Source organism: Ravibacter arvi (assembly GCF_039540405.1).
Taxonomy (GTDB): domain Bacteria; phylum Bacteroidota; class Bacteroidia; order Cytophagales; family Spirosomataceae; genus Ravibacter; species Ravibacter arvi.
Window position 1 is genome coordinate 149,351 of record NZ_BAABEY010000020.1, and the last position, 25,172, is coordinate 174,522.

Consider the following 25,172-nt stretch of genomic DNA (forward strand, 5'->3'; position numbering starts at 1 on the left):
ATTTGGATAAAAACTATCCGCAACCACAAAAACACAATCCATCCGCATGCGTAGTCTCCTTTTTATTTTGGCCATTTCCACCCTGGCCATGGGGTGTGCCAGCGAAAACAAACAAAATACAATGACCCAGCCTTCTATCAGCAAAAGCCATTTCGGAAAAACACCGGGCGGGCAGGATGCAGATCTGTTTACCCTGACCAATTCCAACGGCGTTTCTGTAAAAATTTCGAACTATGGCGGTATTATCACCCATTTGTTCGTGCCTGATAAAAATGGCACGCTGGAAGATGTCGTTCTTGGGTTCGACTCCCTGCAATCCTATATTGATGGTCATCCCTTTTTCGGTGCACTCGTAGGAAGATATGGCAACCGCATCGCCAAAGGGAAGTTTACACTTGACGGACAAACCTATACCCTGCATGTCAACAATGGCCCCAACGCCCTGCATGGCGGTAAAGTAGGTTTTGATAAAGTGGTCTGGGACGCCAAAGAAATAAAAGGCGACTCGGCGGTCGGCCTCGAACTCACTTACCTCAGCAAGGACATGGAAGAAGGGTACCCGGGTAACCTCCGGGTCAAAGTTACCTATACCCTCGACAACCACAACGAGATCCGGATCGACTACGAGGCAACCACCGACAAACCTACCGTGGTTAACCTGACCAATCATTCGTATTTTAATTTAACCGGCCTGAAGAGAGACATCCTGGCTCATGAAGTCACCATCAACGCCGATACCCTGGTTGCCGTAGACGATCAGCTGATTCCGACAGGCGAGCTGATCCCGGTTGCCGGCACGCCGCTCGACTTTACCACACCGCACGCGGTAGGCGAGCGTATAGACGACACTACCGACGTGCAGGTTAAATACGGCGGCGGCTATGACCATTGTTGGGTGCTGCGGAAAAATAACGACGGTTCGCTCCCGCAGATTGCCTCCGTATATGAACCGGAAAGCGGCCGCCTGATGGAAGTGTTCAGCACCGAACCGGGCGTTCAGTTTTACACAGGTAATTTTCTCGAGGGAGACGTAAAAGGAAAAGGAGTTACCTATACCAAACGCTACGGGCTTTGTCTCGAAACCGAGCATTTCCCTGACTCTCCCAACCAACCCCGGTTCCCCACTACAGTACTGCGCCCTGGCGAAACTTATCAAACTACCACGTCTTACCGCTTTTCTGTAAAAAAATAACCTACCGACTTACCCGGCTCACCCGCTAACCGCCTGGCACGCTCAGTTTCGCAGTACCATATGACCGCTTCATCAACCTTACATCGTTACAAAAGTCTGGCGCTCGTCGCGGGCTTACTTACTTTCGCTACTGTATCCGCCCAGGACATCAGTAGCGAATACGCCACCTCCATCAGGGCAGACGAATTAAAAAAGCATCTTTCGGTTATCGCCCACGACAGCCTGGAAGGGCGCGCGACAGGGTCTGCCGGTCAAAAAAAGGCTGCTGCTTACGTAGCATCCTTTTACCGGCAATACGGTCTGAAGCCGGCTGCCACCGGCGCAGACGGTCAACCAAGCTTTTTTCAGACTTACAACCTTTACCGGGGCGCCTGGGAAACTGCTTACCTTAAAAAAGGCAGCAGCCGGTTTGAGCTGAACCAGGATTTTTACATCGACGGCCTGGCTAATTTCCCTAATGAAGAAAGCATTTCTGCAATCTTCGCAGGATACGGCATCAGTGAATCCGTATACAACGACTACGAAAACGCCGATGTAAGCGGGAAGATAGTGATCGTTCTGGAGGGCGAGCCTACGCGGCCGGATGGCGGATTCCTGTTAACCGGTACCGACGAGAACTCAAAATGGGGACGTCCGCGCGGTTGGGAAGAAAAAGCAAAGCTGGCTGTCGGAAAGGGCGCCAGGGCATTATTGGTAATTTCGCAAAAAAACGAGGAGGCATTTGGCCGGGAAATCCAGAGAAGAGCCTCCATGGCGCCGCGCGTGCGGAGACTCTCCCTCCGCCAGGAGGAAACACCGGCACAGGGCTTCGCCGCTTTTACGGTTCCCGGCGAGGTAGCTGCAAAATTATCGGGCATTTCCGAAAAAAAACTACTAAGAGCCAAAAACAGGATCAGCAAAACGGGCAAGCCGGTAAAGTACATCAATGGCGACCGGATTGAAGTTCTTGCCAGGAGACAAAGCGAGGTAGTCCCCACCGAAAATGTTGCGGCGCTACTGGAAGGCTCCGACAAAAAAGATGAAATTGTGGTTATTTCCGCCCACCTCGACCACATTGGGATTTCGTCTGATGGCCAGATCAACAATGGTGCGGATGACGACGGCACCGGCACGGTCGCATTGCTCGAACTCGCCGAAGCCTTTTCAAAAGCCAAAGCGGCAGGACATGGCCCGAGAAGGAGCATTCTCTTCCTGAACGTTACCGGGGAAGAAATGGGATTGCTCGGCTCGGAATTCTATTCAGAGAACCCGCTGTTCCCGATAGGCAGCCACGTTGCAGACCTGAATATTGATATGATCGGGAGGGTGGACGAAGCCCATCAGAATAACCCGGATTATGTATACCTGATAGGCTCCGACAAATTATCTTCCGAGCTCCATGCGATTTCGGAAGCAGCCAACGCCCGCTATTCCCGGCTTCAGCTGGATTACACGTTCAATGACCCGGCAGATCCGAACCGGTTTTATTATCGCTCCGATCACTATAACTTCGCCAAACACGGAATCCCGGTCATTTTCTATTTTACCGGTGTGCATCCCGATTATCACAGGCCGGGCGATGACGTCGAAAAAATTCTTTTCGACCGGCAGGCGAAAATCGTAAAGCTCATCTTTCACACTGCGTGGGACGTTGCCAACCGGGAAGAAAGAATAAAGGTAGACAGCAACAAGCCCTAGTCAAGGTATGCCGGCAGCAGGATTCCCGCCCGCCTTCACCAAACAGATGGCCGCACTTTTGTCCACCGAACTGGACAATTTCGAAGCGTCGCTGGCTACAGCGCCGCCGGTAAGTATACGGGTAAACCCCGGAAAATCAGCCGGTCTTAACCATCTGCCCATGGACGGTCCCGTTCCCTGGCACCCGGACGGCAGATACCTGGCTGAAAGGCCCAGTTTTACGCTCGACCCGTTGTTCCATGCCGGCGCCTATTACGTCCAGGAAGCGTCCTCCATGTTTTTGTACCAGGCACTGGAACAAACCACGGGTCCGAAGCGGCCGCTCCGCATACTCGATCTCTGCGCCGCTCCCGGCGGTAAAACTACGCTGATTGCTTCCTGGATGCCGGCCGGGTCTATCCTGGTAGCCAACGAAGTCATCAGGTCTCGGGTGCCGGTCCTGAAACAAAACCTGGGCCGTTGGGGGCATCCGGCGGTCTTTACCTGCAATTACGATCCGGAGGCTTTTCTACCGCTTGCCGGGTGGTTCGACGTAGTGGTGGTAGACGCACCGTGCTCGGGGGAGGGACTATTCCGGAAAAACGAATCCGCCTCCCAGGAGTGGTCCCCGGAAAATGTGCTGCTATGCGCTGCACGGCAGAAGCGGATATTGCAGGTCGCCCAGAAACTGGTGGGCCCCGGGGGCGCCCTAATCTACAGCACCTGTACTTACAACAGCTCAGAAAATGACCAGAATGCCGACTGGCTTGTCCGCGAGAAAGGTATGTACGCCAATGTGCTCGATATACCTGCCGCCTGGCAAATTGGCGAACGGCAGCCCGGCTACCAGTTTTACCCCCATAAAGTAAAAGGCGAAGGTTTTTACCTGGCTCCTCTGCGCCAGCTGGAACCCATCCGGTCCGATCTGAAGGCCAGACGTGAATTCAGGAAAATGAGCGCCATTCACAAAAAAGAAGTCAGCCTGCTGAAGGACTGGATCGAAGCGCCGGATCAATACTTTTTCCTGAAGACAAAAAGCGGGGAAGTATGTCATGCACCGGCAGAACTGGAACCGGCATTGCGCCTACTCGACCATGCGCTACCCGCGGGTGTCTGGCTGCACGAAACCGGCCAGATCAAAGGCTCCGACTTTGTTCCGGCCCATGAACTGGCACTTGAACAGGAAATTCTCAGGAAAGAATTCCCGGCTGTTGCTTTGGATGAGCAGCAGGCTTTACAATATCTGAAAAAAGAGCTTCTTTCACTGCCCGTGGCCGGGAGAGGCTGGCAAAAAGTAACTTACGGTGGTCTGGCTTTGGGCTGGATCCGAAACCTTGGCAATCGGTTCAATAATTATTTTCCTACGGAGCAGCGCATCCGGATGGGCCTCCAGGTAAATGACGTATAAGAAATACGTAAGTCGTGACCAACCGGAAAATAAACCGTCCAAAGACCGAAAGACCGCCTAAAGCCGGGAAATCACCTTCATCAATAAATAAAAAAAATGGAATCCACTCAAACAGCCGAAGCTTCCTAAAAGCCATTATTTTCTTTTTTTTACTCGCTTTTTTTACCAAACAATTTACTTTTTTTCACTACCAAGTAAAAAATCACTACATTGGCAACGATTTATTAACAACAAATTAACCGTATGAACAAAAATTTACTAACGCTCTTTTGCTTGTTGTGGGCGGCTATTGCAGTTGGGCAAAACCGTATCATTACAGGAAAAGTAACCGCTGAGGAGGACGGGAGTGCCCTTCCTGGTGTGAGCATTCTCGTAAAAGGCTCGAACGCCGGCACCACCACCGATACCGACGGTGCTTATTCAATCTCAGCGCCATCGAACGCTGTTTTGGTATTCAGCTTTGTAGGCTTTACTTCTCAGGAAGTAGCCGTCGGTTCAAGTTCGGTGATCGACGTAACGCTTCAATCAGATGTACTCGCGTTGAATGAAGTAGTGGTTACCGCACTTGGTATCACCAAGGAAAAGAGGTCGCTGGGCTATGCCACGCAGTCGCTCAAATCCGAGGCAATTGTGCAGGCAGCCAACAGCGGCCTTGCAGGCGCCCTTCAGGGAAAGGTCTCGGGAGTAAGCATCGTTCCCTCCAGCGGGATGCCGGGTGCTTCCGCCAAAATCACAATCCGTGGCGCACGTTCTTTCACGGGCAATAACGCACCATTGTATGTAATAGACGGTCTACCCGTTTCATCAAATGCAGACCTTTCCACCGGTAACAGTGTTACAGGCTCGGATATTTCAAACAGGGGTGTTGATATAGACCCCAACGACATCGCAAACATAGAGATTTTAAAAGGTCAGGCCGCGTCAGCTCTTTACGGGATGCGTGCTTCCAACGGGGTTATCCTCATTACCACCAAGAAAGGCGCTACCGGTAAGGCTGCAGTTTCTTTCAACTCTAATATCAGCTTCGACAGGATCTCAAGATACCCGGACCTGCAAACTACTTACGCACAAGGGTCAGGGGGAGTTTACAATCCTACTGCTTCCACTTCATACGGTCCCAAAATTGCCGACCTGCCTAAAAGCACTACTTACGGCGGCGAAACCGACAACGCCAACACCCAGCGTGATGGTATGAAACCCGGCATGTACTACGTGCCGCAGCGTGCTACTGCGGGCCTCGACCCTTGGGTAAAACCTGCCGTTTATGATAACATCAAGAACTATTTCGATACCGGGATTACGTTCAACAACTCTCTGAACGTTTCACAGGGATCCGAAAGAGGTAATTACTCCTTCTCCATTGGCAACACAAAACAAAGCGGTATTGTACCGGGCACCGGGATGGAAAGATACAATGCCCGCCTCAGTTCGGAAGCCAGGCTATCGAAACACTTTAAAACAGCTTTTACCGGTAATTTCGTTGTAACGGATATTGACAAAGCTCCTGCCGCAAATGATGGTATCATTGCTACCGTATTTCCTGCACCGCCGAGTTACGACCTGAGGGGAATCCCATCCCATGCGAAAGGCAATCCCTACCAACCTGTAGGCTACCGGGGTGGTGCTTTCGTTAACCCTTACTGGGGCATGAACAATAACACGTTCACCGAAAAAACCAACCGGTTCTTCGGCAACGGAAGTATTATGTACAACAGCAACCTGGGATCTGAAAACCTATTGCTTGATGTCAAATACCAGTTGGGAACTGATATTTATACAACCAACTACAGCGATATCTGGGGATTCGGCTCTCCTACGAGAGGATCTAACAATAACGGTTACCTTGAAGAATATAGCTGGACCAACAATATGGTCAACTCCCTGCTTACTGCAAATTTGAGCTGGGATATTAACGATGATCTGAATCTGACCACCTTGCTGGGTAATGAGATCGTCAACACTTCTACTGTCTACAGATATGCTTATGGCTCTGATTTCACCTTTGCAGGCTGGAATCACATGGACAATACTGCCACGAAAGATGCGTCGTCCGAATACAAGTACAGCCGTACATTTGGTACGTTTCTGAACTTCAACCTGTCGTACCGCAACTTCCTGTTCCTGACAGCAACCGGCAGGCAGGACAGAGTTTCAACCATGCCGCGCAAAAGCCGGACTTTCTACTATCCTTCGGTAGGTTTAAGTTTTGTCTTTACCGAACTTGATGGTATCAAAGGAAATGACGTATTGAATTATGGTAAACTCCGCGCCTCCTTTGCACAAGTTGGACAGGCCGGCAACTACCTCCCCAACTACTTTACCATTCCTGCTTACGACGGAGGTTTCTACTCAGGCAACCCCATTCTCTACCCTTTGAATGGTGTGAAGGCCTATGTACCGTATCAGATCGTTTCCGATGCAAACCTGAAGCCGCAGAATACGAATTCCTACGAGTTGGGTGTCGACCTGGGCTTCTTTAAAGGATTGATCGACTTTAACTATACCTATTCACGACAAAACGTTTCCGATCAGATTTTTAACGTACCCCTTCCCGGATCTACCGGGGCGGAAAACCTCCTCACCAACGGAGGAAAGGTGCATACTAACGCACATGAGGCAACACTCAATGTAAATGCGATACGCAAGACCGACCTGGAGTGGAGCATTGGCGCCAACTTTACCAAAATCGACAACTATGTTGATGAGTTGGCTCCCGGTGTTGAAAGCATTTTTCTAGGTGGATTTACAACGCCGCAAACGAGGGCCGGAATCGGCGACAAGTTCCCGGTTATCTATGGCTCAAGCTTTGCCAGAAATGCCAAAGGCCAGGTTATTGTGGATGAAGACGGGCTACCGACAGCCGGTGCTCCGGGTGTAATCGGACGGGTCGCTCCCGACTTTATTCTCGGGTTGAACACCAGCCTGCGTTATAAGCGGCTAACCCTGTCTGCTGTTTCGGAGTGGAAACACGGTGGCCAGATGTACAGCGGAACAACGGGATTGTTTGAGAACTATGGCAATAGCCTGGCCTCTGCCAAAGCCCGCGATGAAAATAAAGTAAGTTTCGTCGGTGCGGTAGACGAGGATGGAAATGCAGCAAAAGTAATAGAAGGATATACTGCAATTCAAACGTATTTTCAAACACTTAATTCCATCGATGAAAGCAGTATTGTTGAGGCTTCTTTCTTCAAAATGAGGGAAATTGCACTGCGGTACCAGGCCATTAAAAAATCGAGATTTAACCTGGGCGTTAATTTCTTTGCGCGCAACCTGTTGCTGTGGACCAATTCCCCCTTACTCGATCCTGAGTCCAGTCAGGGGAACACCAACATGGCCGGCGCGTTTGAAAGATTTACACTGCCGCAGACTTCCAGCTACGGAATGGGAATCAATCTGCAGTTCTAACATCATTAAGATCTTGAGAATATGAAAAATAGAATAATTAACAAAAAATATTTTGCAGGACTGCTCTCGCTGACTTTGATTGCGTCTTCCTGCTCTGACGATGCGCTTGATCGTGTCAACCGAAACCGCAATAATCCGGAAGACGTATATGCCAAGTTTATCCTGCCTGATGTAATGACCGCTACGGCCTTCTCGGTTGCAGCGGGTGATAATTCGCTCTATTCATCCATCTACGTTGAGCACGAAGCAGGCGTACACAACCAGACTTTTAATGCCGAAACCAGGACCGGAGAACCTACTTTGGCCACCACAAATAACAATGCCTGGAACGCAATCTATCAAAATATAAAAAGTGCTAAGTTTGCGATTCAGAAGACTTCAGAAGGTGGGATCGAAGCTGGCAATGCCGTAACCAACGGAATTGCAAAGGTGCTGCTTGCCTACAATCTCGCAGTTGCGACCGACCTTTTCGGAGATACCCCATATTCTGAAACCGGGATAATGACACCTGACGGGTTGCCAATGTATATGCAGCCTAAAATCGAGAAACAGTCAGATCTTTATGTAGAAGTTAACAAGTTACTCGATGAGGCGATAGCCGGACTCGCAGGCAGCGACGCCGGCGTATCCGGGGCGATCGGCGCTCAGGACCTTATATACGGTGGCTCCAAAACGGCCTGGACAAAAGCTGCCTATGGCTTAAAAGCCCGTTATCTGATGCACACGTTGCGGATTTCCGCTAACCGGAATGGCGATTTGGCAGATATTCTTGAATATATCGACAATTCGTTTACAAGCACAGAGGAGGAAATGAAGTTCGCGCACTATAACGGTGTGTCAGCTGTTAACCCGTTGTTTGGCTATTCCAATGCCCGTGACGGAATTGGAGCAAGCAAAAGCCTGGTCACTAAGTTTTCTGAATTCAAAGATCCCCGTGGCGGGCAATTTGGACTCTGGAATGCCAGAGGGAGTGCTGTCGACCCTATTTCGCTTGCAAAAGCACTGGAAGAGGCTGCCCCCAACGGCTCCCCCGACCAGGTGCAATACACCTACCCCATTTCTTTTACCGGATATGCCTACACTGCACCGACTATGTTGCTTAGCTACCACGAACTTTTGTTCCTGAAAGCAGAAGCACTTGCCCGTCTGGGTAAAACAGTTGAAGCTAAAACAGCGCTGGATGAAGCTATAGTCGTGGCATTTGCCAACCTCGAACGCTCAGTGAATGCAGGTGTCGAATACATCGCCAGTGCCGCTCCCGATATCGATCTGTCGGAAGCTTCCGCAAAGGCTTATATAAAAAGCTCGGTTGATGCGCGCTTCAAAGAGAATGCTCTGAAAGAAATCATGGTACAGAAATACCTTGCATTCGCAGGCGCATCAGGAGAATCAACCGAAACCTTCAATGACATTCGCAGGATGAAGGCATTAGGTGAAGATTTTATAGTACTCGCGAACCCGCTTAACGCCACCCAGTTCCCGCTTCGTTTTCCTTATGGGAACTCTGATGTTTCGGCTAACCAGGCGGTAAAAGCCGCTTACGGCAACGGTCAGTACGTCTACAGCGAGCCTGTTTGGTGGGCTGGCGGAACGAGATAGTTTTCGTTATCAAAAGCAAAAAAACTCCGCTGGCCTGTCCGGCGGAGTTTTTTTGCTTTTCTTTTCCCCCTATGATGCCGAATTTTACACCCGGTATCAATATTATCAGTCCCGATTCAACCATGTCCAAATATTATCACCTGAAAGTAAAAGAAATCATTCGTGAAACTCCGGACACGGTATCTATACATTTCTGGCATCCCTGGAACGAAGTCATACAGTATAAGCCCGGTCAGTACCTCACCATTTTATGGCCTACTCCTGACGGCTCTTCTATACGCCGTTCTTATTCCTTGTCGAGCTCCCCATTCACCGACGTGTCGCCGGCCATTACCGTCAAACGCATTTATTCCGGCATTGTATCAAACGAACTTATTTCAAACACCAAAGCAGACGATATCCTGGAGGTGATGCAGCCCTTGGGCACTTTTTGCCTGGATCCCAACCCGGATCTCGCCAGAACAGTCTTTCTCTTCTGTACCGGCAGCGGCATCACGCCCCTGTTGTCCATCACCAAGTCAGTGCTGATTGCCGAGCCGGACAGTAAGATCGTCCTGTTCTACGGAAACCGCAGCGAAGAGGATATTATTTTCAGAGATACGCTTCTTGCTCTGAAAAACAAATACGGTGACAGGCTGACCGTCGTCTACGCCCTCACACAGCCATCCGGCGACTGGCAGGGAGCGCGCGGTCGGCTTACCCCGGAAAAGCTCCGGGAGCTCCTTCTCCCGTATGCCGCCGGGCTAAGTCAACCGGATAGCCTGTTTTTTCTTTGCGGCCAAAACGATTTCATGGAAGAAACCCGGGGTCTTTTGCTATCCATCGGAGCCAACCCCGACGCCATACGGAGTGAAAGCTTCTATATCGACCAGCAATTGTCCCAGACCGTGGATAAAAATGACGATAGCGCTGACCGGTCGGAAAGCAGACAAATTACGCTGCAATACGAAGGACAAACCCATGAGCTGGCGGTTGCTCCGCATCAGACCGTCCTGGAAGCAGCCCTTGAAAACGACATAGACCTTCCCTATTCCTGCCAGGCCGGCATGTGCACGGCATGTCTCGGAAGGGTACTGAAAGGTACGGTAAGACTTGATGAATACGATGCCTTGACGGCCGCCGAGGTTGCCGAAGGCTTTATACTTACCTGCGTTGCGCACCCTACTTCTGATGATGTGGTTATCGAGGTAGAATAACGCGCGAAAAAGAAAAAAAGGTATTGACTTTTTTCTGAAAACCTTTTTACATTTGCAGTCACTGCGGAAGTAGCTCAGTAGGTAGAGCGGCAGCTTCCCAAGCTGCAGGTCGTGGGTTCGAGACCCATTTTCCGCTCGCAAAACAGGATCCGGAGAGGGTCCTGTTTTTTTATGTACAAAATTTTACGGTAAAAGATTATTCACCGGGAAAAGCGGCAGCTTTGCAAGCGCTACTCACGCATGTCTTGCAGCGCTTCCTCCAGCTTTGACATATTTATCTCGCCTTCGATCAGCTTTTTCTTTCCTCTGCGTGAGTTTACCATCAGCGTGGCCGGTAACACCCCGGACCAGGAAGAGCTGATCCGGTCGATGTATTGCTGCTGGTTACTTTCATCCAGCAGGAAAAACTCGATACCTAAGCCGCTCCTGCTCACAAATGGCCGCACTTTCGTATCTAATGAAGACTTCGCGTCGAGACTTACCAGCAAAACCTTCACTTGGGAAGCCGCGTGCTTGTTATGAAAGTCCTGGAAAACCGGCAGCTCTTTTACACACGGCGCGCACCAGGTCGCCCAAAAGTTGACCACAAACGTGGTATCCCCTCCGCGTGACAACCGGTCTTCCATACTACTTAGCCGCAACAAATTCACGGATTGACCCAGCATCACGGTGCAATTCATTATCTGACAGCAAATAAGTACCGGCAAAAAAAGTCTCATGGCTTTTCAAAAAAATTCAACCACCCCTCAGCTATGACCACTCGCCAAACCGTCCCCGCTATGCAGTTGAAAACAAAAAATCTGTACCTTTGATTCTAAATCGATGTTATTTTATACGTCCGAACATGAAGTTAAGACTATTTACACCTTTTCTCGCAATTTTGTTCGCCGGATTGCTTTCTTTTACCCAGGCGTTCGCGCAGATCAGCAACGTCACCTACGCTGCAAATGCGTGCGCCGGGCAACAGGTTACGGTGACTTTTAATACCACAATTACTTCCGCCGGCCGAAGCTTCGCCATTGCGCTTGTGCCTGCAGCCGGAAGCCCGATCCCCCTGGGTACCACCACGAGTACAACAGCCAATGTCACCATTCCCGCCAGCACGGCGCCGGCTGCCAATTATAAAATCAGTGTTACGTCCGTCACCCCTCCGGCTACAGCAACCGGCGCTGCCAATATCAGCATCGCTTCCATCCCGGCCCCGCCGACAGCCGCAGCCCTGGCCGATGTTTGCGCAGGGACAACTGTTACTCCGGCAACTATTTCAGGCGCGGTTTCAGGCGGAAGCGGCTTGAAATGGTTTACCTCCGCAGATCTTACCGGAGCCGGCACAGCGAGCCCCGTCGTGAATAACCCGCTGGCGGTGGGCACCCACCAGTTTTATGTGGCAAGCACCAACGCAAGCTGCAAAAGCGCAGCCGTTGTGGTTAGCATCAAAGTAAATGCAGTTCCGGCAGCGCCGGGCGTATCCAACATAAATGCATGCGTCGGGCAGACCGTTACGGCCGCGGATGTCATCGCCACCGTCAGCAATCCCGAAGCTGGAACCCTAACCTGGTATGCTACTGCTGCAGCCACAACAGGCACCAGCTCTCCCGCCGCCCCCAACACAAGCGCCGCTGCTACGATTGATTATTTTGTTTCGGTTACAAAAAACGGCTGTGAAGGCCCGAAAGCGAATCTGAAAGTTATTGTTGCGGCTCCCCCGGCGACTCCGGTACTCAGTGCCGCACCCGCGCCGGTTTGCGTTAATGAAGTAGTTCCGTCTTCGACCTTCACGAGTGCTGTTGCAGCCGGTCCGGGCTCTCTTGTATGGTATGCAACCAACACTTCTACCACTCCCCTGACAGGATCCGCCATCACCGTTAACACTTCAACCGCCGGAACCAAGCGGCTTTTCGTTGCCCGGAAAAGCGGCAGCTGCGAGAGCTCGCGCCTGGAAGTAACACTGGAAGTAAAAGCGGCTCCCGCAGCTCCGGGAGTATCACCGCTAACCGTTTGCGTGGGCACATCGCCAAACCCCGTGTTAACCGCCACCGGCACCGGCCTGAAATGGTATACCAGCGCCGATGTGCTCCTGAGCAGCGCACCGACAATCGCGACCACGACCGCCGGAACTTTTACCTACAAAGTCTCGCAAACGGTTGGCGGCTGCGAAAGCCCGAAGGCGACCATTACCGCTACCGTTAAGAAAACACCTCCTCCGGTTACGGATGACGTGGCCTATTGCAAGGGCGAGACCCCAGCTGCACTGACCGCTACCGGAACCGCGCTCAAATGGTATACCTCTTCTACCGGAGGCACCGGAAGCGCCACGGCGCCAACCGTTTCCACTGCTACAGTCGGGACTGTCGCTTACTATGTAACGCAAACCGTGGATGGCTGCGAAAGTGACCGCGCACGGATTGATGTAAAGACCAAAGCAGTTCCGGTTGCGCCGACAGTTGCCAACATGGATGATGTCTGCAGGAACACTACGCTCACTTCGGCGCAGCTTCTCAGCAAAGTAACCGCCGCCACCGGAACGTTGAAATGGTACACTGTGGCCACCGGTGGTACCGGTACCGCAACAGCACCTGCGCCGGTTACAACTACCGCCGGACCGGTCAATTTTTATGTCTCGCAGTCCGTTGACGGTTGCGAAAGCCCCAGGGCCAATATCAAACTTGAAGTACGCGAGTCACCCGTTGCTCCTACCGTAATTGCTGCCGTCGACTTGTGTCACCAGGCCCCCTCGACAGAAAAACTCACGGCTACCCCTACCGGCACCAACACCCTGAAATGGTATTCCGTTGCATCGGGCGGCACTGCGCTTCCCGACGCGCCTGTCCCTTCTACCGCAACGGTTACGACCACACCGCTTTCCTATTATGTCAGCCAGTCGCAAAAGTACTCCGCTACCCTTACCTGCGAAGGACCGAGAGCGACAATCAATGTAGCCATCAATCCCCTGCCGGCCGTTGCCAATACTACTGACCAGGCACTTTGCCAGACGCGCGGTGACGAAACGGCAAACTTCCTGGCGACTCCCACTGCCGGCACGAATTCATTGCTTTGGTATCCGAACGCCAGTTCTACAACAGGAGAAACTGTGGTCCCCAAACAAGCCCTGAAGACACCCGGCGAGTTTCAATACTATGTTGCCCAAAAAAGTGCAAAGCAGTGTCTCGGTGCAAAAAAACTGGTAAAGATCAGGGTGAAACGACTGCCGGTCTCGCCTAGCGTTGCCAACCTCGAATATTGCCAGTTCGAAAATGCGCCGGCACTTACCGCCGGCCTGGAGCCCAGCGCGACCATCAACTGGTACGGCAGGAACGCTACAGGCGGAACGCCTTCTCCAACTGCGCCCAAACCTTCAACGGAAGAGGGAGGCAATTACTCCTACTATGTAAGCCAAACACTCGAAGGTTGTGAAGGAGACCGGTCAGAGCTGAAAGTTTTGATTAAAACTACTCCCAAACCGCAGACGCAGGATTTTATCACCTATTGCCACAATGCAGCTGCCACCCCGCTTTCTGCAACGGGTCAGCGGCTCGCCTGGTACCGTCCGAATGGCGAGAAACGCTCCGAAGCCTACACGCCGTTCACGGCGACGGTCGGCGACCAGTATTTCTATGTGACACAGACCGGCGACAACAACTGTGAGAGCCCGAAACAGGAAATCAAAATTACGGTTTACCCGCTTCCTTCCGCGACCATTTCCGGGCAGTCCTCCATTCCGTTGGGAGCAAGCGCGACCATCAAAATTGTCTTTACCGGAATGGGCCCCTGGAACTACAAGCTTTCGAACGGGTATTCTAATGTCAGCGAATCCAATACGGTAGAAATTCAGGTTCAGCCTTCTGTTACAACTTCTTACCTGGTGACCGAGGTTTCAAATGCCTGCGGAAAAGGTACGCCGAACGGTAACGCCGTTGTAACCGTTTTGGTGCCGACGATCACTACCGGCAATCCCGATGTTGTGGCCGTCTGCGCGGGCACAGAAGTGTCGGTACCCTTCCAGCAGTCCGGAAACTTCCCCGCAAACAGTCGTTTTGTGCTGCAGCTAAGCCGGGAAAACAAAGGCAATACTTTCAAATCTGTACCCTCGGCCGTGAGCGGCAACAGCATCAAAGCCACCCTGCCGGATACGCTTGCCGGCGGCAACTATTATATCCGCGTGATTAGCGAGAATACCAATCCGAACCTGAATGTGGAAGGAAGCGTCAGCGGCGTCAACCTGGATGTTGCCCCCAGACCAACCGCTATTCTGCCGGAAGACAGAGCTATTTATGCGGGACAGTCGACGTCCATCTCCATAGGTTTGACCGGCGAAGCTCCGTGGACATTTACCTATTCGGACGGCACGACCAAAACACCGGTTACGACCAGCACCACACCTTATGTATTTACGGCAACACCTGCAGCAACCGCCACCTATACCGTTACGGAAATAGCCAACAAATGTGGCGCCGGGCGTTCAGTGGGAAGCACCAGGGTACAGGTGGATCCGATACTGGGCGTAGAGCCTTCGGGGCAGAACTGGGTAAAAGTAATGCCGACTTTGATCGAGAGTCGTTGCAAGGTTTCGCTCGACGTTACTGACTATAACGGGATAGACCTGAAAATTGTAGACATGTCAGGGAGAGAGGTCAGGAGAATGTCCCTGAGCGGTGAAGTTACCGATGTGGACATGAACCAGCTGCCTTCCGGCATCTATTTCTTCCGCGTAGGCAATTCCAGACAAAATGCGGTAATCAAGGTATTAAAACATTGATTTCAGGCTGAAGCATGCTGTTTCAACACCTTACCGATGAACATTTTATGTCGGAGGCGCTGGCGTTGGCAGCCGAAGCCGCCGGCGAGGGCGAGATACCTGTTGGGGCGGTGGTCGTATGCCGGAACAGGATTATTGCGCGGGCAAAAAATTCGACGGAAAAACTGACCGACGTGACGGCACATGCCGAAATACTCGCCATTACGGCAGCGTCGGAATACCTGGGCGGGAAATATCTCCAGCAATGCACCCTGTACGTTACCCTGGAGCCCTGCGTCATGTGTGCGGGCGCGCTGTACTGGTCCCAGATCGGGCGAATTGTCTTCGGGGCATCCGATGAAAAACGTGGCTATAAACGGTTGAAAGAACCCGTGCTTCACCCCAAAACTGTGGTGCAGCATGGCGTTTTGGCCGACAAATGCAGCGAACTCGTTTTAAAATTTTTTGCCGCTTTACGAACATAATCCGAAAAGACCACGTTATCAGAATAACGAATCATAAAGTATCATCATATAAATTTCAATTTCAACTATGGCCTTTACACTCGCCCCGTTACCATACGCAAACGACGCACTGGAACCACATTTCGATGCCCGGACAATGGAAATTCACCATGACAAGCATCATCAGGCATACGTTACCAATCTTAATAACGCCATTGAAGGATCGGCTAATGCCAACAAATCGCTCGAAGAGCTCGTTGCTGTTGCCGGAACCATTTCACCAGCCGTTCGGAACAATGCCGGTGGTCACTGGAACCATACTTTCTTCTGGAATACAATTTCTCCCAAAGGTGGCGGCGCCCCTAAAGGAGACCTTGCAGCGGCCATTGACGCTAAGTTCGGTTCGTTTGACAAGCTGAAGGAAGAATTCAAAAAAGCGGCTACCGGCCGGTTCGGCTCCGGTTGGGCATGGCTCATCAAAACTTCGAATGGTGAGCTGGCAGTTAGCTCCACTCCTAACCAGGACAACCCTCTGATGGATGTCGCCGAAGCAAAAGGCACTCCTATCATTGGTCTCGACGTTTGGGAACACGCTTATTACCTGAAATTCCAAAACAAACGCCCGGATTATATCGACGCATTCTGGAATGTAGTCGATTGGGACGCTGCCGAGAAAAATTTTAAAGCATAAGAACGATCTGATACTCAAGGGGAAAGATTTTGGCCCGCAAAATTTCTAAATTTGTTTTTGCAGGAACCGATTCTTTCCCCTACTTTTGTGTCCTCAAACGGAGATCGTAGCTCAGCTGGTTAGAGCGTCGGATTGTGGTTCCGAAGGTCGCGGGTTCGAACCCCGTCTTTCTCCCTCTAAAGATTTACTAAGTATCAAAAAAGCCTGTTTAAGAGATTAAACAGGCTTTTTTGATACTTAGCCCCGTCAAAATTTGCGTAAAAACGTCCGGTTTATGGCTATAAACCGTGGAGTCAGGGACTGTAAAAAACTACCTCAACGGATTCGGAATAGAAGGAGAAAAGAAAATGCTCCTGGAGGAATTCCAGGCACATAATAGCCAGATGGAAGCGCTGAGCGCGAATATGCTCCCTTAACCATGAAGCGCTATAAAACCTCTCTGGAGCAAACCCGTGAATTCATCGAATGTAAATACAGTGCGCCTGACATTGAAATCCAAAAACCTGACTACGAATTCATCTCGGAATACGCATTTTGGTTGAAGACAGCCCGGAAATGCAACCACAACACTGCTGTGCGTGCAAAAAATGGCTCAAAAAAGATCCCTTTGAAGACTTCAAGATCAAAAAGAAGGAAGTGATTCGATACCCACTATCAGAAAGGGAGCTAAAAACGATTAAAAAAAAGAAATTCGATATTGAGGATTGCATTTTACACTCTCACCACAAACGTTCCTCCAAGCTATCCTTCCATACGGCAAACCCTTTCCGCTCATCTGTATAGTCATGCAATACCCGAGAAAAATTTTCAGGCTTAGCCTGCAAGAACAATTGCCTTCCTCCTGCGCGGATTTCACCCAGTTGTTTTTCTATTTCCACTACTCCCTGTTTCAAAGCAGGTACATTTTTCGGAAAATGCCAGATATAGGTAGCCTCTTCCGTATCCAGGGTTTCCATTACAACATGATATTGACTTTCGCCGGAGAGAAGAAACATGAAGGAAAAGGGGTGAAGCACAAACCGGATTTTCAAGACGCTTCCTTCATGTAATCCCGCTAAGTACTGCAATTGCCGACGATGACGGTAATTTCCCTTTTTGAGTATATCGTTTAACAGCTCCTCTCCTGATTCGTATAGAGGAGTCTCGCCATTTCCTGTGGAAATTTTCTGTTGCAGCTCCTCCTGCATAGGTAGTTTACCTTTTCCGCGAAACAAATTTTCTACAAACCTGAAACGCACCCCCTCAACGGTCTCACGGTTTATTTTTGCCAAGTCTTCGGATTCTGCTGATAATGCGACGAGGTTTTTAGTTCGATCCAAAACCGCTGTGATTCGCACCTCGACAGACCTGGTCTTTAGCAATTTTTCGAAATAGGGTTTCAGTACCTCGAACTCAGGACGGATATTTAGATTATCTATTTCAAACAGGATCTCTTCCGCATGCTCAGGGATACGATGCATAAATCGGAATCCACCATACAAAAACTCCAGATCCTCGATTTTCACTTTAATACTTTTCTCAATCATATCCTCTCTACTATCAGCGTCGTAGGCCCGTATTTCATCGCTTTCCGGAATATCAAATAAGGATCGCTGTTTTTCGAGTTTACGGTAGTGAACATTTCTCTTTAGGAACATCCTATTCAGGTACCCGATCCTGATATCCCTATAATCGTAAATAGTCGGGGAAACTTCCGATCGCTGCACCCTGCCTATATACTGAACCAGCTTGCCTTCGAACGAAAAAGGATAGACCAAGAACAGGCAGTTCGCATTCTGTAGATCCGTTCCTTCTCCAAATAGCTGGCCCGTCGTGATTAACACCTGGTAGTTTCCTTCTTTCAAAAGCTTCCATTTCGCCTGTCGGCCACTTTCAGAGTCTTTACCACTAAGTGTAACAATTTCACAGGAACGTTTCAGTAGTTGTTCCAGGCTTTCGATGTGCTCTTTTCGCTCTGTTAGTACTACTACTTTTCTTCCTTTACCGATCTCTTCCTGTATGTCTTTTACGATAAGCTTATTCCGTTCCGAGTCATGAACCAATATTTGCGAAAGTGTTTCAAAGCGATCTGTCTTCGGCTCAAACAGCACTTCCAGTTGTGTATTTCGAATAACAATAGTCGGATGATTTGATCCAGGCAAAGCATCCATACGAACTTCCGCAATGAGTTCGCCCAGATAAATAAATATCAGTTTACCGTCGTTGTATTTCCGAAAAGGCGTCGCAGTCAATCCGTACAGGTACCGGGAGTTAAACCTGGCTACTGTGTTTCTGAATGTGTCTGCCGGGATATGATGGCATTCGTCTACGATGACTACCCCGAAAGCACTGTATAGCTCCGGTATTTTCAATTTCGCCAGACTCTGTATCGTTGCGACCGTAACCCGCTTACCCGGGTTTGCTTTTCCCTGACCTATTTTTCCAATGTCTTTTAAAGGAATTCCTAAAAAGGCCTCGATCCTTTCTGACCATTGCCTGACCAGATCCTGGCGATGAACGATAATCAAAGCGGGCTGCTGCTTTTCAGCGATGATCTTCAAGGCGATCACGGTCTTCCCGGAACCGGGAGGGGCCACGATCACGCCCATTTCCTTTTTCCGCGTAACTTCTACACTTTCTTGCTGATAGGGCCGCAAACTTGCCTGAAATGAAAACGGGACAGTCGTCAAGTTTTTCCTTTCATCGTGAAATGCATAAGGAATACTATGCTCCCGGCAGAATCGGATCAGGTTGCCGATAAAACCCCTCGGCAGAAACAGGTAATCGCCTTCATCCTGAATGAGCTGGAAATAACGCTCCGTGCTAAATGTATTTCGTCCCGCTTTCTTTTTAATTAAAAAGTCCTGGTTCAAAAAATTGAGCTCGTTCTTAATGAAATCGAAGAGGATTGACGGAATACTGGCTCTTTGTAAACGTATATATTCGGATAGCCTAATGCTGACACTTTCCTCCGAAGCAACATCCTTCCGGTTTCCCGTGTTCAGATTGCTATACAGCTGATCCAGAATAAGCTGGCTGGTACGTTCTATCTGACCTAGAAATAACCACTGGTCAGGATAAGGAACTGCCGTAGCCGGATCCAGGAAGCAGCTATTCTGCTCCTTCAGACGCAACCCGTTCAAGGGCAATGCGATCAGGTTTCCAAAACCTTGTCCTGAATGTCGGTCCTGGTTAGGAAACAGGCGGTCAAAGCCGGTATTCTTGTCATAAGCCGAAACGGCTCCGCACTCCACAAGCAATGACATGACGATTTTCCGGCTTTTATAAGCAGGATACGGGCCTTCAAAAAATATCCAGACATGCCCTCCGTTCCCGGATCTGGATCGTTCCAGATAGGCCGGAATTCCTTTATCGTCGCAAATTCCGAGGAACCTACGCGCAGAGTACAGCCATTCTCCCTTGTCAAAATCGGCTGCAATAAACCAGGTAGTGTTGTCCGGTAACAGCGGATATAACCCGATATGTTGTTTCCCTTCTAGGTGTCGCGCAATCTGATCGTCAGATAGTGGTATCTGGCGCTTATCCGGAAAATCCCGGAGCGTGCCTCCTTTCATTTTATGGGCGCGATACCGGTAGGGATCGTAGGAATACGCAGGCATGTAGCCGCTTTTGCTTCCCTTCTCCCAACGTATGGCAAATACGTCTTCCCGTCCTTTGAAAAGAGACCTGAATAGTATTATATGTGGTTGGTCAACTTCCTGCACTTATTTTGCATTTCGTGCTGCCTTCGTGAAAACGACAGGTGTAGTCCAGAGCTAAGACTTAAATAGCTCTTCGATATCCTGGCGACCGATAATACTCATAATATCTACTCCATCTTCTTGCACACGGTAGTAGATGCTGTCGACACCACAAACGCACCGTCTATAGCCTGGTCGAATATGATCAACAGCCGGATATAAAAACGGTTGCGCTGCTATGAGCTCAAAATGTTCGAAAAGCGAGAAAAAATAGTTGTCCGCCTGCGCTTCGCCGAATTTTTGAACACCATAATGGTGAATACGTACAAGATCATCCTTTGCATCTTCGCTGAGCCTATATTTTCCCATGGCGACGCAACTCTGCTTTGGAAAAAGACAGGATCTCCTCACGGGTCATATCCGTGAATCCGCTTTCCTCTGCTCTGATGAGTTTGGTTCGTATCCATTCATTTTTTTCCTGTTCCTTTTCCCGGGCCCTTCGGATTAGATCGTTTACTATTTCGCTCTTACTCGTGTATTCTTCGCTTTCAATCCGGGCTTTCAGCCATTCATCGTTAGGCTTGGTCAAGGTAATGCTTTGCCTGGTCATCATTAAAATAATTAAAACGAAAAAGATCTGATGTAATAATACACCAAAATAGAACCAATTGAAAATAATAGCTACAAAACTTTCTATTTATAACTGGAAGGCTTGTCCCCGGGGGGCCAAGCCCGTAAAAATTTCTTAAGTCTCGGCCCTGGCACTCTATTTCTTCTTTAATACAGATCCAGCCACGGATTGATATTCTTCTTTTGCTAAGGCCAATTTATAGTAGAGCTTCGCTCCAGAGTGGAGAATTGAGTCCCCATCCTACTACCCGGTTCGGGGGTTCAAACTCCTTCATCCCACTACTGGAAATATCCCAAAAATGCCAAGATTCCTGACTAACCATTTTGATAAATTACACACTTCCTACCATTACAGAAATAAGAAGATAAACCACTCTTGTTCAACTAGTTACAACGTGTATTTTCGCGATTTTATACAATTTCGCAGATCGTGGAGTCAGGCGAACAACGAACCTTAAAAAGGTGATTATCAGATCATTATATTATAGGTTCGGACCCTATCTTTCTCCCTTGTAAAAATTTACTAAGTATCAAAAAGCCTGTTTAAGACAGGCTTTTTGATTTTCAGCCTCTGCCAGAATTGCGTAAAAGCCTTACCAGGCTTATGGGATTACGATATGAGACAACATCCCGGACCCCAGAAACATTGACAAAAACCAATATTTGCCATTCGACAAAAGGAAACCTAAATTGCCTTTAAAATACAAGTGAACGCTTAAAAAGCGAGTCATATGAAAAGGATAAACCTATACCTATACTTTTTTTTCTTCGCATTGTTCATCATATTCTCGAACACAACAGCGGTCGGTAATATCTACAAGATTTTTTTCGGAGGCCTGTTTCCAGCGACGTATGTGTTTGCTACCGAAGACTATAAGTTTTGCACTATGCATTCGTCAATAGAAGCCGCAGTTCGTTCCACTGAATACAAGTCCTTCAAATTTAACAATCCGACCGCCAGTCACAGGCTCTACAGGCTATATCCAAAAAGAAACGCCTTACGGTTTTGGATGTGGGGAGATTATATGTTAGACAGAAACTGGAGAATCCCCTCCATAAAAGAGCCGGAAAGACCGTACAAATGCGGTCCGACAACCATACAGAGTTAACTATTGATATTCCCGTCGCAGCCTGGTAAAGAGGTCTGCGCCGTACCGGGATCTATCCCCCTGAGCCTTTGGTTAATTCGGCAAAACTACTCCAGAGAACGTTTCAGAAAATTTGCGGTAATCTGCTGCACCCGGGCGTCTACACCATGAGGGCGACCGAGGTGTGAAAACGGTAACGTGACACCTGGCGGGCTGGCTAGGCCGAGCGACCAATAAATGGTCGATGCATTAAAAACCCAATTGCCTTTAGGGCCCGGATAAATAGTAGCCGCATACGGCGACGAGGAACCATCGCCGCGGTATACGAGGCCGGACGCAATCACCTCCAGCCCGGGAACGCCGGTTGGCGGTTCACTGTGGTATTCCCAGCCTACCAGACCTGGTATAACCTCTCCGTTCTTCATCCCGGTACCCTGCAACAGCCAATGCTTGTCATTGACAAGCGTCCAATCACCGGACCCGTTGCCGGGATAGGTAGTGCGACCGCCGACCAGCAGCGCCTGAGACGGGCCGTGTTTCTCCCACTTTTCATGAAGCACATCTAGTGCCCAGCCTTTAACGTTCCGGTACAGTTGGCGGTCCTCTTCGGAAATCCCCCCAAACATACCCGTCCGGCGGACAATCCGGTAGGGCCGCCCTTCCTCATTCAATTGATGCAAAGGAATTGTGGCCACAACCGAATCGCCGTTCAGGAAGGCAACATTCAATCCATTACCGATCGCAGTCTGTATTCTTTCATACATTTCAGTGCTCCAATACTCGTCGTGGCCCACAGAAAGAAAGCAACGGATCCGATCGAGGCCCGCTTTGCCGTTGTGGGTATCAATATTGGATCCGTAGGTCACATCGTACCCATTTTGCTCGAGCCAATAACACATCGGGTATTCCCACAGCAGAAACTCCCCTGATCCTTGCGACAATGGCTGGTCCACCACCTGCGGATACCAGCCATAGGGCCGGTCATAGCTCACCCAGGTAGTGGCGCTCCATACCCGTACCGGCGGATCCGTATCATACAGTGAGTATTGGTCGGGCCATTTGTTATAGGCCTGCCAGGTCGTATCGCTCGTTTGTAAAAGAATGTCCGCCTTTCTGTTGTCCCGGACAACGAAAATGACATAGCTCTGGTAGCGATGCGCCTTGCAGGACAGCTTGCCCAGGTACACCCCGCTTACCCACCCTTCCGGGATTCTGATGCGGCTGGTGACTTTCCATTTACATTCCCTGAGGCGGTTTTTACCAACCGCCGGGGTCGGCTGGGTTTCGGTGGCAAACGGGCCGTAGGTTCCCATATGCCGTCCGCCTTTGCCCCCATAATATCCCATCCGGTAAATATCGATGGATACTTCGGAAGCCGGTTGGGTGCTCACAAAAATCCCTATCTCTTCGCCAACACCCACACTTGTGGCGGAGCAATATCCTTCAATAACCTTGGACCGGTACTGATCTGACCGGACATAAGTCAGTTGCCAATCGGTAGTTCCGGTCTTCCGGTTTTCCTCCACAATAACGGAAGACCTGCGCGGATGGTCATCTTGAGTCGTCAAGCTCCTGAATACGCCCGCTGTGCCGGCCATACCCACAATCACCGAGTTTTTTAAAAGTTTCCGCCGCGTTTTTGAGTGGGGGATTTTTTTCATGAGGTTTGAGGTATGAGGTTTGAGGTGTAAGGCTCGTCAATTGCTCTCAGCTGATTTGGCACTTTCCGATTTCCGATTTCTGATTTCTGATTTCTGATTTCTGATTTCTGATTTCTGATTTCTGATTTCCGCCCCCCTACCATTCCGGATTTTGCCTGATCTGCGGGTTGAGCGTCAATTCGATTGACGGGATCGGGTACAGGTAAAGCTTGTTCTTCCAGGAGCGGATATTTCCGGGGTACAACGCTCTGTAAGCGTTAGTCTGCGGGTCTCGGGCGCCTGAGTAGGTCTTCACGTTTTCAAGCAGCACGCCGGCCTTCCAGCGCCGGATATCATCAAAGCGAAAGCCTTCCGCCGCCAGCTCTACCCGGCGCTCCCGCCGGATCTCATTTATCAGCGGAGAAACCGCAGCCTCCCATTTCGGCCAGGAAGGATCGGTATACCCTACCTCCGTCTTCAGCTTCGGCATCCCTACCCGGGCCCTTAGCAAATTGACCGATTCGTCGAGCACTGCCTGCGTGCAGGAATTGAGCTCTGCCAGGGCTTCCGCATAGTTAAGCAGCACCTCGCTGTAGCGAAAAACGAAAACGGGCTTCACCGACCGGCCCTGCTCCAGGTCCCGCTCTTTAGGAGAGTAAAATTTGACAATGCGATATCCCGTATTACAGCGCTGGTTGTTAAACTCCGGCACCTCCTGGTACCTGGCTTCGCCGGCAGCCGTAACCAGGATCGGGCGATCGGCCGTATAAATAGTCTGCAACATGCGGGGGTCACGGTTAATGAATTCATCCGAAAATTTTGCATCTCCCTTGTAAAGCGGGCTAACCGCGATCGGTTTCCCATCCTTACAGAGGTATGACTCCGCAAAATCCTTTGAAAAACCGGTCTGCGGCTCACTCAGAATCCTGTTGAGATTATGCATCAGCTTGTCGGTAGCGTAGGTCCTGACCATAATCGCCTCGGGATTATTTGCCAGATTTTCTGCGATAAAAAGGTTATAATAGTCTGACCCGGCATCGCCTGTAGTGTAAACCCCGAATTTCGAGGATGACATCACATCCAGGGCGGCGGCGGCAGAAGCCTGCAGCATTTTTTCGTGGTCACCCAGGTCCCTGTATTTGCGATAAGTACCCTCAAACAGGCACACCCGGGATTTCAGCGCCAATGCTGCGTACCTGGTTATTCGTCCCTCCGGCGATGTATCGGGAAGATAGCCTGCTGCCTTATCCAGGTAAAAAGCAATAGAATCTGCGACAATCTTCCGGGAGTCCCTCGGCGCCATCAGCGCCTCCGAATTGATCTGAAGCACATCGTTCAGCCAGGGAACATCGCCGAACTGCCTCAGTTTCTGATAGTAAAAAAACGCCTTGAAAAAATAGATTTCCGCAACGTAGGTATTTATTTCATCGGGATTACCTTCTACGGACCGGTATTGTTTCAAAAAATAGTTGCAGCTCCTGATCTGCGCCCAATCGGATTTGGCCCAGCCGCCTCCGCTCGACGGCACTACATACTGCCCCCAAATGAAGCCGTCCAGTGAAGAGGGGCATTGGTTGTCGCTTTGGTTATCGGCCCTCCAGAAGGTGTTGGCGTCAATCAGCGAAGGGTAAAACTGGTTGGCATAGGATTTCAAATCCGATGGCTTCTTCCAGAAATTGGCATCATTGATTTTATCCGGCGGCACGCGCTCCATAAAATCATTGTTGCACCCTGCCGCAAAAGCAAGCAGTATTATAACCGGCAATGCTGATATATACTTTTTCATCT

17 protein-coding genes and 2 tRNA genes are annotated in these 25,172 nt (G+C 50.0%); 13 read left to right on the forward strand and 6 right to left on the reverse strand.

Annotation, left to right across the window (positions count from 1 at the left end):
- Window positions 1-46: 46 nt before the first annotated feature.
- The 7 genes from ABD852_RS10620 to ABD852_RS10650 all read left to right on the forward strand — a co-directional run bounded on the left by ABD852_RS10620 (window position 47) and on the right by ABD852_RS10650 (window position 10,592).
- Window positions 47-1,192 (forward strand): aldose epimerase family protein, encoded by a 1,146-nt coding sequence (locus ABD852_RS10620; protein ID WP_345028506.1) that lies wholly within the window; start codon window positions 47-49, stop codon window positions 1,190-1,192.
- 60 nt (window positions 1,193-1,252) lie between these two features.
- Window positions 1,253-2,869, forward strand: coding sequence for a M28 family peptidase (locus tag ABD852_RS10625; RefSeq protein WP_345028508.1), 1,617 nt, complete (start codon window positions 1,253-1,255; stop codon window positions 2,867-2,869).
- Window positions 2,870-2,876: 7 nt separating this feature from the next.
- A complete protein-coding gene (locus ABD852_RS10630; RefSeq protein WP_345028511.1) occupies window positions 2,877-4,256 on the forward strand; it encodes a methyltransferase RsmF C-terminal domain-like protein in 1,380 nt (459 codons plus the stop codon).
- A 243-nt stretch (window positions 4,257-4,499) separates the two neighbouring features.
- Window positions 4,500-7,661 (forward strand): SusC/RagA family TonB-linked outer membrane protein, encoded by a 3,162-nt coding sequence (locus ABD852_RS10635; protein ID WP_345028512.1) that lies wholly within the window; start codon window positions 4,500-4,502, stop codon window positions 7,659-7,661.
- A 21-nt stretch (window positions 7,662-7,682) separates the two neighbouring features.
- Window positions 7,683-9,260, forward strand: coding sequence for a SusD/RagB family nutrient-binding outer membrane lipoprotein (locus ABD852_RS10640; RefSeq protein WP_345028513.1), 1,578 nt, complete (start codon window positions 7,683-7,685; stop codon window positions 9,258-9,260).
- Between the two features lie 122 nt (window positions 9,261-9,382).
- On the forward strand, window positions 9,383-10,456 hold the full coding sequence (locus tag ABD852_RS10645) for a 2Fe-2S iron-sulfur cluster-binding protein (protein WP_345028515.1): 1,074 nt from the start codon (window positions 9,383-9,385) through the stop codon (window positions 10,454-10,456).
- A gap of 63 nt (window positions 10,457-10,519) precedes the next feature.
- Window positions 10,520-10,592, forward strand: a tRNA-Gly gene (locus tag ABD852_RS10650).
- 94 nt (window positions 10,593-10,686) lie between these two features.
- Here the strand turns inward: ABD852_RS10650 and ABD852_RS10655 are convergent.
- The gene (locus ABD852_RS10655) at window positions 10,687-11,097 is read right to left on the reverse strand and encodes a TlpA disulfide reductase family protein (RefSeq protein ID WP_345028517.1); all 411 of its coding nucleotides are present in this window, start codon (window positions 11,095-11,097) and stop codon (window positions 10,687-10,689) included.
- A 203-nt stretch (window positions 11,098-11,300) separates the two neighbouring features.
- Here ABD852_RS10655 and ABD852_RS10660 point away from each other — a divergent pair, with 203 nt between their 5' ends.
- The 6 genes from ABD852_RS10660 to ABD852_RS23070 all read left to right on the forward strand — a co-directional run bounded on the left by ABD852_RS10660 (window position 11,301) and on the right by ABD852_RS23070 (window position 16,986).
- Window positions 11,301-15,212, forward strand: coding sequence for a T9SS type A sorting domain-containing protein (locus ABD852_RS10660; RefSeq protein WP_345028518.1), 3,912 nt, complete (start codon window positions 11,301-11,303; stop codon window positions 15,210-15,212).
- A 14-nt stretch (window positions 15,213-15,226) separates the two neighbouring features.
- Window positions 15,227-15,676, forward strand: a complete 450-nt coding sequence (locus ABD852_RS10665; RefSeq protein WP_345028519.1) for a nucleoside deaminase — start codon at window positions 15,227-15,229, stop codon at window positions 15,674-15,676.
- 67 nt (window positions 15,677-15,743) lie between these two features.
- Entirely contained in the window at window positions 15,744-16,346 is a 603-nt protein-coding gene (locus ABD852_RS10670) for a superoxide dismutase (protein ID WP_345028520.1), read from the forward strand.
- Window positions 16,347-16,445: 99 nt separating this feature from the next.
- Window positions 16,446-16,521 (forward strand) — tRNA-His (locus ABD852_RS10675).
- Window positions 16,522-16,633: 112 nt separating this feature from the next.
- A complete protein-coding gene (locus tag ABD852_RS10680; protein ID WP_345028521.1) occupies window positions 16,634-16,762 on the forward strand; it encodes a hypothetical protein in 129 nt (42 codons plus the stop codon).
- A 2-nt stretch (window positions 16,763-16,764) separates the two neighbouring features.
- Entirely contained in the window at window positions 16,765-16,986 is a 222-nt protein-coding gene (locus ABD852_RS23070; protein ID WP_425568802.1) for a phage integrase SAM-like domain-containing protein, read from the forward strand.
- A 79-nt stretch (window positions 16,987-17,065) separates the two neighbouring features.
- Here ABD852_RS23070 and ABD852_RS10685 read toward each other — a convergent pair whose 3' ends face one another.
- The 5 genes from ABD852_RS10685 to ABD852_RS10705 form a co-directional block, all read right to left on the reverse strand.
- Window positions 17,066-20,050 (reverse strand): TOTE conflict system archaeo-eukaryotic primase domain-containing protein, encoded by a 2,985-nt coding sequence (locus ABD852_RS10685; protein WP_345028522.1) that lies wholly within the window; start codon window positions 20,048-20,050, stop codon window positions 17,066-17,068.
- A gap of 51 nt (window positions 20,051-20,101) precedes the next feature.
- Window positions 20,102-20,395, reverse strand: a complete 294-nt coding sequence (locus ABD852_RS10690) for a type II toxin-antitoxin system RelE/ParE family toxin (RefSeq protein WP_345028523.1) — start codon at window positions 20,393-20,395, stop codon at window positions 20,102-20,104.
- Complete coding sequence (locus ABD852_RS10695) at window positions 20,382-20,639, reverse strand: ribbon-helix-helix domain-containing protein (RefSeq protein ID WP_345028524.1); 258 nt, start codon at window positions 20,637-20,639, stop codon at window positions 20,382-20,384. Before ABD852_RS10695 ends, ABD852_RS10690 begins: the two co-directional genes overlap by 14 nt.
- A 1,212-nt stretch (window positions 20,640-21,851) precedes the next feature.
- The gene (locus ABD852_RS10700; RefSeq protein WP_345028525.1) at window positions 21,852-23,405 is read right to left on the reverse strand and encodes a N,N-dimethylformamidase beta subunit family domain-containing protein; all 1,554 of its coding nucleotides are present in this window, start codon (window positions 23,403-23,405) and stop codon (window positions 21,852-21,854) included.
- Between the two features lie 136 nt (window positions 23,406-23,541).
- Window positions 23,542-25,170 carry a RagB/SusD family nutrient uptake outer membrane protein gene (locus tag ABD852_RS10705; RefSeq protein WP_345028530.1) on the reverse strand — a complete coding sequence of 543 codons (1,629 nt, stop codon included), beginning with the start codon at window positions 25,168-25,170 and terminating at the stop codon, window positions 23,542-23,544.
- Window positions 25,171-25,172: the final 2 nt, after the last annotated feature.

Bases quoted from the DNA above. Each gene is read 5' to 3' on its own strand.
- ABD852_RS10635 (WP_345028512.1), top strand. From the start codon at position 4,500: ATGAACAAAAATTTACTAACGCTCTTTTGCTTGTTGTGGGCGGCTATT.
- ABD852_RS10625 (WP_345028508.1), top strand. From the start codon at position 1,253: ATGACCGCTTCATCAACCTTACATCGTTACAAAAGTCTGGCGCTCGTC.
- ABD852_RS10645 (WP_345028515.1), top strand. From the start codon at position 9,383: ATGTCCAAATATTATCACCTGAAAGTAAAAGAAATCATTCGTGAAACT.
- ABD852_RS10630 (WP_345028511.1), top strand. From the start codon at position 2,877: ATGCCGGCAGCAGGATTCCCGCCCGCCTTCACCAAACAGATGGCCGCA.
- ABD852_RS10695 (WP_345028524.1), bottom strand. From the start codon at position 20,639: ATGATGACCAGGCAAAGCATTACCTTGACCAAGCCTAACGATGAATGG.
- ABD852_RS10700 (WP_345028525.1), bottom strand. From the start codon at position 23,405: ATGAAAAAAATCCCCCACTCAAAAACGCGGCGGAAACTTTTAAAAAAC.
- ABD852_RS10705 (WP_345028530.1), bottom strand. From the start codon at position 25,170: ATGAAAAAGTATATATCAGCATTGCCGGTTATAATACTGCTTGCTTTT.
- ABD852_RS23070 (WP_425568802.1), top strand. From the start codon at position 16,765: ATGAAGCGCTATAAAACCTCTCTGGAGCAAACCCGTGAATTCATCGAA.
- ABD852_RS10670 (WP_345028520.1), top strand. From the start codon at position 15,744: ATGGCCTTTACACTCGCCCCGTTACCATACGCAAACGACGCACTGGAA.
- ABD852_RS10690 (WP_345028523.1), bottom strand. From the start codon at position 20,395: ATGGGAAAATATAGGCTCAGCGAAGATGCAAAGGATGATCTTGTACGT.
- ABD852_RS10640 (WP_345028513.1), top strand. From the start codon at position 7,683: ATGAAAAATAGAATAATTAACAAAAAATATTTTGCAGGACTGCTCTCG.
- ABD852_RS10620 (WP_345028506.1), top strand. From the start codon at position 47: ATGCGTAGTCTCCTTTTTATTTTGGCCATTTCCACCCTGGCCATGGGG.
- ABD852_RS10660 (WP_345028518.1), top strand. From the start codon at position 11,301: ATGAAGTTAAGACTATTTACACCTTTTCTCGCAATTTTGTTCGCCGGA.
- ABD852_RS10665 (WP_345028519.1), top strand. From the start codon at position 15,227: ATGCTGTTTCAACACCTTACCGATGAACATTTTATGTCGGAGGCGCTG.